The 13,980-nt window shown below is 71.5% G+C and carries 14 protein-coding genes; 9 read left to right on the forward strand and 5 right to left on the reverse strand.

Features of this window, described 5'->3' with window-relative positions:
* Position 1: 1 nt before the first annotated feature.
* A complete protein-coding gene (locus ACZ6CV_RS22705) occupies positions 2-472 on the reverse strand; it encodes an Lrp/AsnC family transcriptional regulator (RefSeq protein WP_355816871.1) in 471 nt (156 codons plus the stop codon).
* 121 nt (positions 473-593) lie between these two features.
* Between ACZ6CV_RS22705 and hppD the strand changes: the two genes are divergently transcribed.
* From hppD to nthA, 4 genes are all read left to right on the forward strand, one after another.
* Entirely contained in the window at positions 594-1,742 is a 1,149-nt protein-coding gene (gene hppD / locus ACZ6CV_RS22710; RefSeq protein WP_358778668.1) for a 4-hydroxyphenylpyruvate dioxygenase, read from the forward strand.
* A 146-nt stretch (positions 1,743-1,888) separates the two neighbouring features.
* Positions 1,889-2,170: a hypothetical protein gene (locus tag ACZ6CV_RS22715; RefSeq protein ID WP_358705614.1), complete on the forward strand. Its 282-nt coding sequence runs from the start codon at positions 1,889-1,891 to the stop codon at positions 2,168-2,170.
* On the forward strand, positions 2,163-2,447 hold the full coding sequence (locus ACZ6CV_RS22720) for an SH3-like domain-containing protein (RefSeq protein ID WP_362368568.1): 285 nt from the start codon (positions 2,163-2,165) through the stop codon (positions 2,445-2,447). Before ACZ6CV_RS22715 ends, ACZ6CV_RS22720 begins: the two co-directional genes overlap by 8 nt.
* Positions 2,444-3,031, forward strand: coding sequence for a nitrile hydratase subunit alpha (gene nthA, locus ACZ6CV_RS22725; protein WP_469252558.1), 588 nt, complete (start codon positions 2,444-2,446; stop codon positions 3,029-3,031). The genes ACZ6CV_RS22720 and nthA overlap by 4 nt, the downstream gene beginning before the upstream one ends.
* Before the next feature lie 14 nt (positions 3,032-3,045).
* Here the strand turns inward: nthA and ACZ6CV_RS22730 are convergent, their stop codons facing one another.
* The gene (locus ACZ6CV_RS22730; RefSeq protein ID WP_469252559.1) at positions 3,046-3,603 is read right to left on the reverse strand and encodes a quercetin 2,3-dioxygenase; all 558 of its coding nucleotides are present in this window, start codon (positions 3,601-3,603) and stop codon (positions 3,046-3,048) included.
* Between the two features lie 91 nt (positions 3,604-3,694).
* Between ACZ6CV_RS22730 and ACZ6CV_RS22735 the strand changes: the two genes are divergently transcribed.
* Positions 3,695-4,156 (forward strand): MarR family winged helix-turn-helix transcriptional regulator, encoded by a 462-nt coding sequence (locus ACZ6CV_RS22735; protein WP_469252560.1) that lies wholly within the window; start codon positions 3,695-3,697, stop codon positions 4,154-4,156.
* Between the two features lies 1 nt (position 4,157).
* Here the strand turns inward: ACZ6CV_RS22735 and ACZ6CV_RS22740 are convergent, their stop codons facing one another.
* Positions 4,158-5,717, reverse strand: coding sequence for a tetratricopeptide repeat protein (locus tag ACZ6CV_RS22740; RefSeq protein ID WP_469252561.1), 1,560 nt, complete (start codon positions 5,715-5,717; stop codon positions 4,158-4,160).
* A gap of 97 nt (positions 5,718-5,814) precedes the next feature.
* On the opposite strand from ACZ6CV_RS22740, the gene ACZ6CV_RS22745 reads away from it, so the two are divergent.
* A complete protein-coding gene (locus ACZ6CV_RS22745) occupies positions 5,815-7,185 on the forward strand; it encodes an FAD-binding oxidoreductase (protein ID WP_469252562.1) in 1,371 nt (456 codons plus the stop codon).
* An 85-nt stretch (positions 7,186-7,270) separates the two neighbouring features.
* Here ACZ6CV_RS22745 and ACZ6CV_RS22750 read toward each other — a convergent pair whose 3' ends face one another.
* Entirely contained in the window at positions 7,271-7,756 is a 486-nt protein-coding gene (locus tag ACZ6CV_RS22750; RefSeq protein ID WP_469252563.1) for an SsgA family sporulation/cell division regulator, read from the reverse strand.
* Positions 7,757-8,021: 265 nt separating this feature from the next.
* On the opposite strand from ACZ6CV_RS22750, the gene ACZ6CV_RS22755 reads away from it, so the two are divergent.
* Positions 8,022-9,725: an RDD family protein gene (locus ACZ6CV_RS22755; RefSeq protein WP_469252564.1), complete on the forward strand. Its 1,704-nt coding sequence runs from the start codon at positions 8,022-8,024 to the stop codon at positions 9,723-9,725.
* 143 nt (positions 9,726-9,868) lie between these two features.
* Positions 9,869-10,573: an RDD family protein gene (locus tag ACZ6CV_RS22760; RefSeq protein WP_469252565.1), complete on the forward strand. Its 705-nt coding sequence runs from the start codon at positions 9,869-9,871 to the stop codon at positions 10,571-10,573.
* 99 nt (positions 10,574-10,672) lie between these two features.
* On the opposite strand, the gene ACZ6CV_RS22765 is transcribed toward ACZ6CV_RS22760, so the two are convergent.
* Positions 10,673-10,969, reverse strand: coding sequence for a hypothetical protein (locus ACZ6CV_RS22765; RefSeq protein ID WP_469252566.1), 297 nt, complete (start codon positions 10,967-10,969; stop codon positions 10,673-10,675).
* A gap of 491 nt (positions 10,970-11,460) precedes the next feature.
* Here ACZ6CV_RS22765 and ACZ6CV_RS22770 point away from each other — a divergent pair, with 491 nt between their 5' ends.
* Positions 11,461-13,875 (forward strand): immune inhibitor A domain-containing protein, encoded by a 2,415-nt coding sequence (locus ACZ6CV_RS22770; protein ID WP_469252567.1) that lies wholly within the window; start codon positions 11,461-11,463, stop codon positions 13,873-13,875.
* The last annotated feature ends 105 nt before the right edge of the window (positions 13,876-13,980 follow it).

Here is a 13,980-nt window from a genome sequence, read left to right on the forward strand (position 1 = left end):
CTCAGGGGTCTTCGGACGCCTGCTCCACCAGCGGGATGATCCGCAGCGGAACGGGGTTCTCCATGACGATGGCCGTGGAGGCCCGGACGATGCCATCAAAGCCCACGACCCGGTCGATCACACGTTGGAGATCCGCGTTCGACCGGGCCACGAGGCGGCAGAGCATATCGCCGTGACCGGTGATGGTGTGCAGTTCGAGCACCTCGGCGACGCCCGCCAGATGGGCCCGTACGTCCGCGCCCTGGCCCTGTTTGATCTCCAGGGTGGCGAAGGCCGTGACGGGGTAGCCGAGGGCCGCGGGATCGACCTCCGGGCCGAAGCCGCGAATGACTCCATTGGACTGAAGCCGGTCCATCCGCGCCTGCACCGTGCCCCGCGCCACGCCGAGCCTGCGGGAGGCCTCCAGGACCCCGATGCGGGGCTCCCGCGCGAGGAGCACGATGAGCCGCCCGTCCAGATGATCGATCGCCATGACGCCTCCCAGATGGTCATGATGTACAGATAGCCCGCCCATCCTGGCCACCGACTGTGCAGTTTGACCACTGAAAACGCGAACTATTGCGCACCTTGCTGTTCGGCGGGAACCTCGGGCCATGACTGAGACCACCACCCACACCACCCCGGACACCGCGCGCGAGGCCGACCCCTTCCCGGTCAAGGGAATGGACGCGGTCGTCTTCGCCGTGGGCAACGCCAAGCAGGCCGCGCACTACTACTCCACGGCGTTCGGCATGAAGCTGGTCGCCTACTCCGGACCGGAGAACGGCAGCCGCGAGACCGCGAGTTACGTGCTCACGAACGGCGGCGCGCGCTTCGTCCTCACCTCCGTCATCAAGCCCTCCACGGACTGGGGACACTTCCTCACCTCCCATGTGGCCGAGCACGGCGACGGCGTCGTCGACCTCGCCATCGAGGTCCCGGACGCGCGTGCCGCGTACGCCTACGCCGTCGAGAACGGCGCGCGCGGCATCACCGAGCCGTACGAGGTCAAGGACGAGAACGGCACGGTCGTGCTCGCCGCCATCGCCACGTACGGCAAGACCCGCCACACGCTGGTCGAGCGCGGCGGTTACGACGGCCCGTACCTGCCCGGTTTCGTGGCCGCCAACCCGATCGTCGAGCCGCCGGCCAAGCGCACCTTCCAGGCCATCGACCACTGCGTGGGCAACGTCGAGCTCGGCAAGATGAACGAGTGGGTCGGGTTCTACAACAAGGTCATGGGCTTCACGAACATGAAGGAGTTCGTGGGCGACGACATCGCGACCGAGTACAGCGCGCTGATGTCGAAGGTGGTCGCGGACGGCACCCTCAAGGTGAAGTTCCCCATCAACGAGCCCGCCATCGCCAAGAAGAAGTCGCAGATCGACGAGTACCTGGAGTTCTACGGCGGCGCCGGCGTCCAGCACATCGCGCTCGCCACGAACGACATCGTGGAGTCGGTGCGCACGATGCGCGCGGCGGGCGTGCAGTTCCTCGACACCCCCGACTCGTACTACGACACGCTCGGCGAGTGGGCCGGTGAGACCCGGGTGCCCGTCGAGATCCTGCGCGAGCTGAAGATCCTCGTCGACCGCGACGAGGACGGCTACCTGCTGCAGATCTTCACCAAGCCGGTGCAGGACCGTCCGACGGTCTTCTTCGAGATGATCGAGCGGCACGGGTCGATGGGCTTCGGCAAGGGCAACTTCAAGGCGCTCTTCGAGGCGATCGAGCGGGAGCAGGAGAAGCGCGGGAATCTTTAAGCGGGGTTGATCGCGGGCTGCGCCCTGCTCGTCCTCAATCGCCGGACGGGCTTCCTCTTCGCGGGCTGCGCCCAGCTCGTCCTCAATCGCCGGACAGGCTCTGTCTGTCCGGCGATTTCGGGTTCCGGGACGGCTAGGGTGCGGGCATGGCCAGGATCAATGACGTCGGCGGGATGCAGGGGTTCGGGGTGCTCGACACCTCCGACGACACCGAGCCCTTCCACGCCGACTGGGAAGCCCGCGTCTTCGCCCTCAACAGCGCGCTGGTGCGCGAGGGCGTCTACAACCTGGACGAGTTCCGGGACGCCATCGAGACGATGCCGCCCGCCGACTACCTCGCCGCCTCGTACTACGAGCGCTGGTTCCACGCCATCCGCACGCTCCTGGAACGCAAGGGCGTGCTCGAACCCGGCGCGCTCGATGAGTGACCGGTTCGGGCCCGGCGCCCGCGTCCGCACCGTGGCCCACGACCCGCCCCACCACACCCGCCTGCCGCGCTACGCCCGCGGCAAACGCGGCGTGGTCGTCGAGCCGGAGGGCTCCCACCCGCTGGCCGACGTCCGCTCCCAGGGGCGCGCCGACGCCCCCGTCGAACAGGTCTACGCCGTGCGCTTCGACGCCCGCGAGCTGTGGGGCGAGGGCGACCACCATGTCGTCCTCGACCTGTGGGAAAGCTATCTTCAGCCGGAGGACGACACCCCATGAGCGGTACGCACACCGACGCCACGATCTCCCGCCGAGTCCGGCGCCTGGAGACCCTGTTGGAGGAGCGCGGCATCGTCGTCGGCGCCGCACTCGACGAGATGCTGGACGCCTTCCTCGCCGGGGCGAGTCCCGTGAACGGCGCCCGGGTCGTCGCTCGCGCCTGGACCGACCCGGCGTACAGGGAGCGGCTGCTCGCCGACGGCACCGCCGCCGTCACCGAACTCGGCTACTCCGCCGGGGGAGTTCAGCCGCAGCGGCTGCGCGTCGTCGAGAACACCGAGGACGCGCACAACGTCGTCGTCTGCACGCTCTGCTCCTGCTACCCGGTCCGGCTGCTCGGCCCCTCGCCCAGCTGGTACAAGAGCGAGGCCTACCGCTCGCGGGTGGTGCGCGAACCCCGCGCCGTGCTCGCCGAGTTCGGCCTCCGGCTGCCGGAGTCCACGGACGTCACCGTGTGGGACTCCAGCGCGGAGACCCGCTACCTGGTCCTGCCGCGCCGCCCCGCGGGCACGGACGGCCTGACCGAGGACGAGCTCGCGGCGCGGGTGACCCGCAACGGTCTGATCGGCACGGCCGCGCTCTAGGGCGGCGCCGACTCCTACTCCGTACGCCACTCGTGGCCGGGCAGGAACTCCACGTCGTACTGCTCGGGGACGGTCGCGAACCTGCGGGGCTCGGGGATCAGCGGCTCGGGCGGCAGGCCGTGCCGCTCGGTGGGGGCGCCGAGGGTCTCGAAGAACCGCTCGAAGGTGCCGCCGGGTCCCGCGGCGACCCCGACGACCTGGCTGTGGTGGCGCTCCATGCGGTAGGCGTGCCGGCAGTTCTTGGGCACGAAGCCGAAGTCGCCGGGGGTGAGCAGCTTCTCCTGTTGTACGCCCTCGGTGTCCTCGACGAAGAGGCGGACCGCGCCCTGGGTGACGTAGAAGACCTCATGGGTGTCGGCGTGCACGTGGGCCGGGATGAGGTCGCCCTTGGGCCCCTCGACGGTGAAGAAGTTGAAGGTGTTCTCGGTCTGCTCGCCGCCCGCGTACACCGTGATGAGGTCGCCGAAGAGGTGCGCGCGGTCGCCCTCGCCCTTCTCGATGAAGTACGGCTTGCCCGGCTCCGGGGGGATGTGGGAGGCCCGGCGGTGGCGGGTGACGTACTCGATGGTCATGGGCGTGCTCCTTCGTGTCGATGAGCTGTCGTGGCGGTGATCTGTCGCGCCGGTGATCTGTCGGACATCCGTGTCAGGTACCCTGACATTAATGACGCAGAAGCCCGCCCGACGCAACCTCCCCCAGCTCCTCGGCGAAGCCCGCCGCTGGTTCGAGGAGGGGCTCCTCGCCGCCATGGCGGCGGCCGGAGCCACCCCCGTCTCGCCCACCCAGGTCCAGCTCTTCGCCGTCCTCGACGACGACGGCACCACCGTCTCCGAGCTCGCCCGCCGCATGGGCGTCACCCGGCAGACCGCCCACCAGGCGGTGCACGGCCTGGTCGGCGCCGGGTTGCTCGCGCAGGTGCCGGATCCCGCCTCCGCACGGCAGCGGCTGATCCGGCGTACGGCGGCGGGCGAGCGGGCGCACCGGGCGGCCGAGGCGGTCCTCGTACGGATGGAGGAGCGGCTCGCCGAACGCATCGGCCCGGCGGCGGCCGACGCCCTGCGCGCGGCCCTGGAGGAGCCGTGGGGCCCGCCGCCGGAACCGGAGCCGCCCGGCGCGGACCGCTGAGTCAGTTGCTCCCGGAGGACCCGGACGAGCCGGAGGACCCGGATGAGCCGGACGAGCCGGACGAGCGGGGCCGAGGCGTCTGGCCGCGCGCGGACTGGCGCTGGGTCGTACGCCGCTGCGGCTGCCCCCGGCGCGGCGTGCGCCGCGGCTTGACCTCGGTGATCTCCGCCGCGGGACCCGACGCGTACATCTCCTCCGGGCCGCCCTCCGGCGGCTCGCCCAGCGCCTCCAGCGCCCGCTTCGCCGCGGGCACGGCCAGCGGCGAGAAGTACGGATTGACGCGCATCGCCTCACCGATGTGGCGCCGCGCCGCACCGTAGCGCTCCAACTCCCGCTCGATCTCGCCCCGGTGATAGGCGATCAGGGCGCTGCGCGGCCCCTTGTCCATCGCCTTCGTCGCCAGCTTCAGGGCCGCCTTGTCGTTGCCGGCCTTGTGCAGCGCCCAGCCCAGCGCGTCCGCCGTCTGCGGGCTGCCGTGCCGCTTGTACTCCGCGGTGAGCCGCTTCACCGCCGCGTCGGCGTCACCGTGGTCCGCCTCGAACAGGCCGAGGATCCGCTCGTTGTTGACGCCGCCCGCGGCCTCCTGCTTCACCCGCGCCCGCAGCGCGTCGTACTGCGCCCGCGCCGCCGGCCTCAGCTTCAGCGACTCGTACAACTCGCCCAGTTCCAGGTCGTATTCGGGCAGCGGATGGCGGAGGATCGCCGCGCGGTAGGCCTGCAGCGCCTCCGAGGGGCGGCCGAGCGCCGCCAGCGCCCGGCCCCGGCCCGCCATCGCGGGGTGGTGGTCGGAGTCGGCGGCCAGCGCCGCGTCGTCGTAGCGCAGCGACTCCGTCGGCTCGCCCCGCTCCCACGCGAGCTCCGCGACGTGGTGCAGGCACGCCGCCTTCTCGGCGGGGGAGCGGGCGAGGGCCGCCGCGTCGACGAGCTCCGCGTTCGCGTTCTCGCGCCAGCCGCGGTCGCGGTAGACCTGCCCGGCGAGCGTCCGGACGGTCGTGCCCGAGCCCGAGCCCGGGCCCAGCTTCTGCAGCGACTCCAGCGTCCGGCCGACCCCCTTGGCGTCGCCGAGACCGGAGTACGCGTCGATCAGCGCGGAGTGGGCCGCCCACCGCTTCGGCGCCTGCCGCACCGCGAGCTCGCCCCACTTCTTGGCGGCGCGGTAGTCGTGCCGGGCGTTGGCGAGCGCGGCGAGCCCCGTCAGGGCCTCCGGGTTCCCCTGGGGTCGCACCCGGAGCGAGGTGTTCAGCGCGGTCTCCGCCTTCGGGAAGTCCGCGACGACACTGCTCCGCACGCCGCGCGCCACATACGCCGAGCCGAGCACCGCCCAGGAGTGGTCGTCGCGCGGGTTCGCGCGCACGAACGCCTCCTGCTCGCCGATGAGCGCCGTGAGGTCCGGCAGCGCGGCGGGCACCCCCGTCCCGACCGCCGCCATCGCCCGCCCCGCGGGCCCCAGCGCGGGCGGCGCCGCCTTCTCCCCGGACGGCGGCAGCAGCACGTACGCGCCGCCGAGCACCGCGCTCCCCGCGACGGAGGCGACCAGGACACGCTTCACCCAAGGGTTCATGCCGTTCACTGTGCGTCAATAGGAAGAGCACATCCGGGCGGCGGAACGTTGTCGTACACGGGTTCACACCGATGGCCCCGAGTGCAAGGCTGTGATCATGAGCCGCACGCTGATCGAACTCCTCCAGGAGGGCCTCCCGGCCGAGGCGGTCCTCACCGACCCCGACGTCACCTCCTCGTACGCGCACGACATGGCGAGCTTCTGCGCCGCGGGCGCACCGGCCGTCGTCGTGCTGCCGCGCACCGTCGAGCAGGTCCAGCACGTCATGCGCACCGCCACTGAGCTGCGCGTCCCCGTGGTCCCGCAGGGCGCCCGCACCGGCCTGTCCGGCGCCGCCAACGCCAGCGACGGCTGCATCGTCCTGTCCCTGGTCAAGATGGACCGCATCCTGGAGATCAGCCCCGTCGACCGCGTCGCGGTCGTCGAACCGGGCGTCGTCAACGCCGCGCTGTCCCGCGCGGTCGGCGAGCACGGCCTGTACTACCCGCCGGACCCCTCCAGCTGGGAGACCTGCACCATCGGCGGGAACATCGGCACCGCGTCCGGCGGCCTGTGCTGCGTGAAGTACGGCGTCACCGCGGAGTACGTCATCGGCCTCGACGTCGTCCTCGCCGACGGGCGGCTCATGAGCACCGGGCGCCGCACCGCCAAGGGCGTCGCCGGCTACGACCTGACCCGGCTCTTCGTCGGCTCCGAGGGCAGCCTCGGCATCGTCGTCCGCGCCGTCCTCGCGCTCAAGCCCGAGCCGCCCCAACAGCTGGTTCTCGCCGCCGAGTTCGGCTCGACGCAGGCCGCGTGCGACGCCGTCTGCCGGATCATGGAGGGCGGCCACGTGCCGTCCCTCCTCGAACTGATGGACCGTACGACGGTGAAGGCCGTCAACGCCATGGCCCAGATGGGGCTGCCCGAGACCACCGAGGCGCTGCTGCTCGCCGCCTTCGACACCGCGGATCCCTCGGCGGACCTCGCCGCCGTCGGCGCGCTCTGCGAGGCCGCGGGCGCCACCCAGGTCGTCCCGGCCGAGGACGTGGCGGAGTCCGAACTCCTGCTGCAGGCGCGGAGGTTGTCGCTCAACGCGCTGGAGGCGGTGAAGGGCACCACGATGATCGACGACGTGTGCGTGCCGCGCTCAAAGCTCGCGGACATGCTCGACGGCGTCGAGCGCATCGGTGAGAAGTACGGCCTGACCATCGGGGTCTGCGCGCACGCGGGCGACGGCAACACCCACCCCACCGTCTGCTTCGACGCGGCGGACCCCGACGAGAGCCGGCGGGCCCGCGAGTCCTTCGACGAGATCATGGCCCTCGGCCTGGAACTCGGCGGCACCATCACCGGCGAGCACGGCGTCGGCATCCTGAAGAAGGAGTGGCTGGCGCGCGAACTCGGCCCGGTCGGAGTGGAGATGCAGCAGGCCATCAAGGCCGCGTTCGACCCGCACGCACTCCTCAACCCGGGCAAGCTCTTCTGACCGGACCCGAACCCGAACCCGGACCCGGACCCGGCCCCCCGCCCGGACCCCTCCCTCTCCGCTCTCGCCCCCGTGGCGGCGGCGCTCACTCACCGTCCTTGGACTCGTCCGACGGCCACGGGTCGCGCAGCCACAACTCGTCCGCGCGGGTGCGCCCCGACGCGGGCGCGAGCAACTCGGCGAGACCGTCGTCGATGCCGAGCTGCTCGGCCTCGGAACCCGGCGGGACCACCCGCAACGTCCGCTCCAGCCAGGCGGAAACAGCGGTGGCCGGCGCCTCCAGGAGCGCGTCGCCGTCCGGCGAACTCAGCGCCATCAGGACGACGCTGCGGCCGTCCACCTTCGTCGGCCACACCCGCACGTCGCCTTGGCCGCACGGCCTGAACACCCCCTCCACCAGGAGCTCCCGGGCGAACGTCCAGTGCACCGGGTGCTCGGAGCCGATGTGGAAGGCGATGTGGACGGCGTACGGGTCGTCGGTGCGGTAGGTGAGGCGGGCCGGTACGGGGATGACCCGCTCCGGCGAGAGGACCAGCTTGAGCTCCAGTTCGCGTTCCACCACGGAGTGCATGTCGATGCCCTTCTTCCCTGTAGGGGCCCTGGGAGCGGACCCGTACGAGTGGAGAGCGCGAGATCCCCCGGCCATTACGCGGGTTCGGGAGAATTTCTCCGGACGCCGTCGCCGCGGTGGCCGCAAAGGGCGGGGGAGAGGCGGGGGATGTGTGGGGAGCGTGCCCGGAAAGTGGTCCGTAGGGCGGGAGACGCCCGGTGGGACACGGAGGTCTGATAGATGTGGAGCCCCCAGAAGACCCCCGAGCAGATACGGGACGACGGACATGAGCGCCCCAACTCCGGCCCCAGGCGACGACCGGCCGCGCGAAGGCTACTACCCCGACCCGTCCATTCCCGGATATGTCCGGTACTGGAACGGTGCCGCCTGGGTGCCCGGTACGAGCCGTCCCGCGCCGTCCGACGGCGAGCCGCTGCCGCCTCCGCCCGGCGGGGGCTTCGGCGCGGGTGCGGGTGCCGGTGCCGGCCCCGACGTGGGCGGGGGTGCGGGTGCGGGTGCCGCGCTGCCGCCCGCCGTGGAGGAGACGGGCCCGCACTTCTTCGACGAGGACCCGCCGGCCGGCGGGCCCCAGCAGTCCGGCGCACCCGGGCAGACCGGCGGCCCTGGGCCGACCGGTGGCCCGGCGCACTCCGGTGGTCCTGAGCAGTCCGGCCGCGCCGACCAGCACGGCGCCCGGCCCGAGCCCGCGTCGGCGTGGGGCGCGGACGCGGGCCGCCAGACCGGCCTCGGCGGCGAGCCGGACCACAAGGTCGTCTGGGGCGCCCCGGGCCCGCCCGACCCGCGCGTGCCGGGCGACGCGGCGCCCCGCGCGGAGTCCGCCGCCCCGGGCACGGCGCCGCGGCCCGCCGAGCCGCCGCAGGACGAGAGCAACCCCGGCACGGTGACGATCCGCGCCGTGCAGCCGGGCACGGCGAAGCCGCCCACCGGCGAGGGCACCGTGACGTTCCGCCGGCCGACGGGCCCCGTGCCGCCCGCAGCGGGCAGGCCCGGCGGCGCGGCCACGCCCGCTCCCTCGGCCGGCACCGACGGCACCATGTCGATCCGCGCGATCCGGCCCAAGTCGGCGCTGCGGGGCGGCGGTCGGACCGCGGCGGCGCAGTCGTCCGTACCGCAGCAGGCCGCCGACCCGGTCGCCCCGGCACCGACACCGAACCCGGCCCCGGCGAACCAGCAGCCACAGCCGCAACCGCAGCCGCACGCCCAACCGCAGCCCCAGCAACCACAGCCGCACGCCCAGCCCCAACCGCAGCCCCAGCCCCAGCCCCAGTCCTCCGTGCCGCAGCAGGGCGGCGTCCCCGCCCCCGTCACCTCGGGGCCCGGCGGCGGCTCGCCCTCCTGGGCGCAGCAGGTGCACCAGCTCGCACAGCCGCAGCCCGGGGCGCCCGCACCGGGCCCCGCCTCCGCCCAGCAGGGCGAGGGGCAGCCCGTCGTGCCGTGGAAGCCGGTGGCCGAGGACCCGTTCCTCGCGGTCGCCCGCGCCCAGGCCGCGGCGCGCCCCGCGGGACTCGGCAGGCGCCTGGTGGCCCGGCTCATCGACACCGTGGCGCTCGCCGCGGTCACCGGCGCCGCCGCGCTGCCGCTGGGCACCAAGGCCGCCGACCACGTCGACAGCAAGATCGACGCGGCGAAGCTGTCCGGCCAGAAGACCACGGTCTGGCTGCTCGACGGCACCACCGCGGGCTACCTCGGCATCGTCCTCGCCGTCCTGCTCCTCTTCGGCGTCGTCTACGAGGCGCTGCCCACCGCCAAGTGGGGCCGCACCCTCGGCAAGAAGGTGTGCGGGCTCCAGGTGCGCGACATCGAGGAGCACGAGGCGCCCACCTTCGGGGCGGCGCTGCGGCGCTGGCTGGTGTACAGCGTGCCGGGCGTCCTGGTGATCGGTGTGGTGGGCGTGGTGTGGTGTGTCTTCGACCGGCCGTGGCGCCAGTGCTGGCACGACAAGGCGGCGAACACCTTCGTCGCGGGGTGACGGCGGGGGTCGCGGTGAGGTGACGGCGGGGGTGCCGGCGAGAGGGCCGCGCGGTGGCGGCGGGGCGGTGGGGGTGACGGCCGGGTAACCCGGTCAGCCGCTCGCCGGATGCGGAGCGGGGACCGGCGCGGTCGACTCGGGCCATGAGCACCGAACCGCCGCAGTACCCGCCGCCGGACGACGACCCGTTCAAGAAGCAGCCCCCGCAGCAGCCCCCGCAGGGCGGCGGTTCGCCGTACGACACCCCGCCCACGGGCCCGCCCCCGGGCGGCGGCCCGCCCTACGGCACCCCGCCACCGGGCGCGGGCGGCGGCTCCCCTTACACCCCGCCGGGCTCCGGGCCCCCGCCCTACGGAGGCGACCCGTACGGGGGCGGGCACGGCGGGCAGGATCCCCTCGCCGGGATGCCGCCGCTGGCCGACAGCGGCAAGCGGACGCTCGCCCGCGTCATCGACATGATTCTGGTGGGCATCGTCGTCGGCCTGTTGTCGTGGGCCTTCGGCACCGCCGAGTACGACATCGACCCGGACGACGTGAACACGGGCAGGTCGTTCGGCCAGGCCCTGCTGGCCGCCGTGCTCTACATCGCGTACGACACCTTCATGATCTCCAGGACCGGGCAGACGCTCGGCAAGAAGTGGCTGGGCATGCGCGTCGCGAACCTCAACGACGGGGCCACGCCGAGCCTGCAGACCTCGCTCGCCCGCGCGGCCGTGCTCTGGCTGCCGTTCGCCTTCTGCTGCGCCTGCATCTGGACGGCGATCTGCGGCGGCTGGAGCTTCTTCGACAAGCCCTACAAGCAGGGCCTGCACGACAAGGCCGCCAAGACGGTGGTGGTCAGCGTCTAGGGGTGACCGACGTGCCGGGGTGGTCAACGTCCCGGGGTGACCGGCGTTCAGCGGTGACCGGCGCCCAACGGCGTCAGGTGGTGGTGGCGGGTCCGTGGGTCACGGGCCCGCCGGTTCGCGTACGGAGTCGGCGAGCACGGAGCGCTGCGCCGGGACCCGGTCGCCGGCGGGGGCAGGGGCGGGGGCGGCCGCCGGTGCGGTGCGGGCGGCGGGCGCCGCGGGCTGTTCGGGCAGCGGCACCGTCATGGCGACCAGTAAGCCGAGGCCGAGCGCGGCCATGGCTATCACGGCGATGCCGACTCCCGAGGCGGTCTGGGAGAGCAGCAGCATCGCGAGGGTCGACAGGATGACGGTCACCGAACCGTAGGTGATCTGTGCGGTGGTCGGACGTGGCATGGGACGCGGCATGACGTGATCCGTCCTCGGCAGTGATCCCCCCACGCCTCGTGGGCCATGGGGGCGGATGCGGATGTGGGAACGGCTGTTGCGAATCAAAGGGTGCCCGCCGGGGGCGACTTGGGATGTGTCGCCCAGCGTGGTGGCACACCGTCGATTGACTCTATTCCGCACCATGCCCGACGGGAACGGTTGGTAAGCGTGACCTAACCCACGGTGCCGCAGCACGGGGGGCGCACGGGTTCATGGCGTCCATCAAGTGGACGGTGCGGCGCGCCCGTTGACCTTCTCCGGCGGGGCGTGTGCCGTGTCCGCATAGCGGTGTTCCGCTTCTGCATAGTGCACTTGGCCTGTGCAAGTCAAGGTCTGTCTTTTCTCCCGCACTTCCGGTCGAATGTCGTCACTTGTGACGCGTACATCGCGCGCGGACCTCCTCCGACCGGGATCTCGGTCCGCCATTTTCGCGCGGGCGCGGGGGAGGAAAACACCAAGTGACAGCCAGAACACGGACGTTCAGAGCCACCGCGGTGGCCGTGGCGATGGCCGCTGCCGCCGCGACGTTCTCTGCGGCGACGGCCTCGGCCGACGGCGGGACCTCGGGAGGGGCTCCGGCCATCGACCGCCAGGACCCGTCGCGGACCAAGGCGCAGGTCGACCACGACCTCGACGGACCCTTCAGCAAGCAGCAGGCGCAGCAGCGCAAGGCGGCTCTGCAGCAGGTCGTCGCGGGCGACGCCAAGGTCCAGAGGAAGGGCGGCTCCCAGGTCGTCAAGCTCGACGACAAGAAGTACGTCGAGCTGGGCCGGGAGAAGACCGACAAGATCTTCACGATCCTCGTGGAGTTCGGGAACAAGGTCGACGACACGACCATGTACGACCCGGACGGCCCCGAGGGCCCGCAGCCGCCGGTCAAGAAGTACGGCGGCAAGGCAGGCCCCGCGCACAACAAGATAGCCAAGCCGGACCGTGCCAAGGACAACAGCACGGCCTGGCAGAAGGACTACAACCAGAAGCACTTCCAGGACCTGTACTTCGGCAAGGGCAAGGACGCCAAGGGCAAGGCCAAGCACTCGCTGAAGACCTACTACGAGAAGACCTCATCGGGCCGCTACTCGGTCGACGGTGAGGTCTCCGACTGGGTCAAGGTCGACTACAACGAGGCGCGTTACGGCTCGAACTACTGCGGCGACACCAACTGCCCGAACGTCTGGGACGCGGTCAAGGACGGCGTGACCGCCTGGGCCAAGGACCAGAAGGCCAAGGGCCGCACGGACGCGCAGATCAAGGCGGACCTGGCCAAGTACGACCTCTGGGACCGCTACGACTTCGACGGCGACGGCAACTTCAACGAGCCGGACGGCTACATCGACCACTTCCAGCTCGTGCACGCGGGCGAGGACGAGTCGGCCGGCGGCGGCGCCGAGGGCGAGAACGCCCTGTGGGCGCACCGCTGGTACGCCTACGGCAACGACGCGGGCAGCACCGGCCCCTCGAACAACAAGGCCGGCGGCACCCAGATCGGCGACACGGGCATCTGGGTCGGCGACTACACGATGCAGCCGGAGAACGGCGGCCTCGGCGTCTTCGCCCACGAGTACGGCCACGACCTGGGCCTGCCCGACCTGTACGACACCACGGGCAAGGGCGACAACTCGGTCGGCTTCTGGTCGCTGATGTCGGCGGGCTCCTGGCTCGGCACCGGCAAGGACGCCATCGGCGACATGCCGGGCGACATGACCGCCTGGGACAAGTTCCAGCTGGGCTGGCTCGACTACGCCAAGGCGAAGGCCGCGACGACGTCCGAGCACAAGCTGGGCGTCTCGGAGTACAACACCCGGCACCGTCAGGCGCTCGTCGTCGACCTGCCGAAGAAGTCCGTCACCACCAAGGTCGTGAAGCCCGCCGAGGGCACCAAGCAGTGGTGGAGCGACCAGGGCGACGACCTCAAGAACACCCTGACCCGCTCGGTCGACCTGACCGGCAAGTCCAAGGCCGATCTCTCGCTGCAGGGTTGGTGGGACATCGAGGCCAACTACGACTACCTCTACACCGAGGTCTCGACGGACAACGGCGCCAACTGGACGCCGGTGGACGGCACCGCGGACGGTACGCCGATCACCCGTGACGCCGGCGACAAGCCCGCGTTGACCGGTGCCTCGGGCGCGTACAAGAAGCTGGTCTTCCCGCTCGACGCCTACGCGGGCAAGAAGATCGACGTCCGCTTCCGCTACTCCACCGACGGCGGCGCGGGCGGCAAGGGCTTCGCCGCGGACGCGATCGCGGTCACCGCGGACGGCACCAAGCTGTTCGAGGACGGCGCCGAGGGCGACGACAACGGCTGGACGGCGAAGGGCTTCTCGCGCATCGGCGAGTCCTTCACCAAGAAGTACGACCAGTACTACCTCGCCGAGAACCGCCAGTACGTCTCGTACGACAAGACCCTGAAGGTCGGCCCGTACAACTTCGGCTTCTCGCGGACCCGTCCCGACTGGGTCGAGCACTACGCGTACCAGACCGGCCTCATGGTCTGGCAGTGGGACACCTCGCAGAAGGACAACAACACCAGCGCCCACCCGGGCGAGGGCCTGATCCTGCCGGTGGACGCGCACGCGAAGCCGCTGAAGTGGAAGGACGGCACGGTTCTGCGGAACAAGATCCAGCCGTTCGACGCGCCGTTCAGCAAGTTCGCGACGGACAAGTTCACGCTCCACAACGCGGACGTCGCGCTGAAGATCAAGTCCCAGAAGGGCGTCCCGGTCTTCGACGACCACAAGGGCACCTACTGGTACAAGGAGAACCCCACCGGAAGTGTGAAGGTCACTGACACGAACACTCAGATCAAGATCATCAAGCAGCCGAAGGACGGCTCCTCGATCACGGTCCAGGTGGGCCCCTCCAAGAAGTAGCTAGCGTTTTCGCAGGTCAAACCATGATCGGCCGTCGCCCCCTAGCGGGCGGCGGCCGATCGTGTTTAGGTGCGTCCTGAGGATTTCTTATTGACGCGGGGCCCG

The organism is Streptomyces sp. NPDC041713 (assembly GCF_055591085.1).

Excerpts from the sequence above, each read along its gene's own strand:
- ACZ6CV_RS22765 (WP_469252566.1), bottom strand. The coding sequence starts at position 10,969 with ATGCCACGTCCGACCACCGCACAGATCACCTACGGTTCGGTGACCGTC.
- ACZ6CV_RS22730 (WP_469252559.1), bottom strand. The coding sequence starts at position 3,603 with ATGACCATCGAGTACGTCACCCGCCACCGCCGGGCCTCCCACATCCCC.
- nthA (WP_469252558.1), top strand. The coding sequence starts at position 2,444 with ATGAGCGGTACGCACACCGACGCCACGATCTCCCGCCGAGTCCGGCGC.
- ACZ6CV_RS22750 (WP_469252563.1), bottom strand. The coding sequence starts at position 7,756 with ATGCACTCCGTGGTGGAACGCGAACTGGAGCTCAAGCTGGTCCTCTCG.
- ACZ6CV_RS22715 (WP_358705614.1), top strand. The coding sequence starts at position 1,889 with ATGGCCAGGATCAATGACGTCGGCGGGATGCAGGGGTTCGGGGTGCTC.
- ACZ6CV_RS22760 (WP_469252565.1), top strand. The coding sequence starts at position 9,869 with ATGAGCACCGAACCGCCGCAGTACCCGCCGCCGGACGACGACCCGTTC.
- ACZ6CV_RS22705 (WP_355816871.1), bottom strand. The coding sequence starts at position 472 with ATGGCGATCGATCATCTGGACGGGCGGCTCATCGTGCTCCTCGCGCGG.
- ACZ6CV_RS22735 (WP_469252560.1), top strand. The coding sequence starts at position 3,695 with ATGACGCAGAAGCCCGCCCGACGCAACCTCCCCCAGCTCCTCGGCGAA.
- ACZ6CV_RS22720 (WP_362368568.1), top strand. The coding sequence starts at position 2,163 with ATGAGTGACCGGTTCGGGCCCGGCGCCCGCGTCCGCACCGTGGCCCAC.
- ACZ6CV_RS22745 (WP_469252562.1), top strand. The coding sequence starts at position 5,815 with ATGAGCCGCACGCTGATCGAACTCCTCCAGGAGGGCCTCCCGGCCGAG.
- hppD (WP_358778668.1), top strand. The coding sequence starts at position 594 with ATGACTGAGACCACCACCCACACCACCCCGGACACCGCGCGCGAGGCC.
- ACZ6CV_RS22755 (WP_469252564.1), top strand. The coding sequence starts at position 8,022 with ATGAGCGCCCCAACTCCGGCCCCAGGCGACGACCGGCCGCGCGAAGGC.
- ACZ6CV_RS22740 (WP_469252561.1), bottom strand. The coding sequence starts at position 5,717 with ATGAACCCTTGGGTGAAGCGTGTCCTGGTCGCCTCCGTCGCGGGGAGC.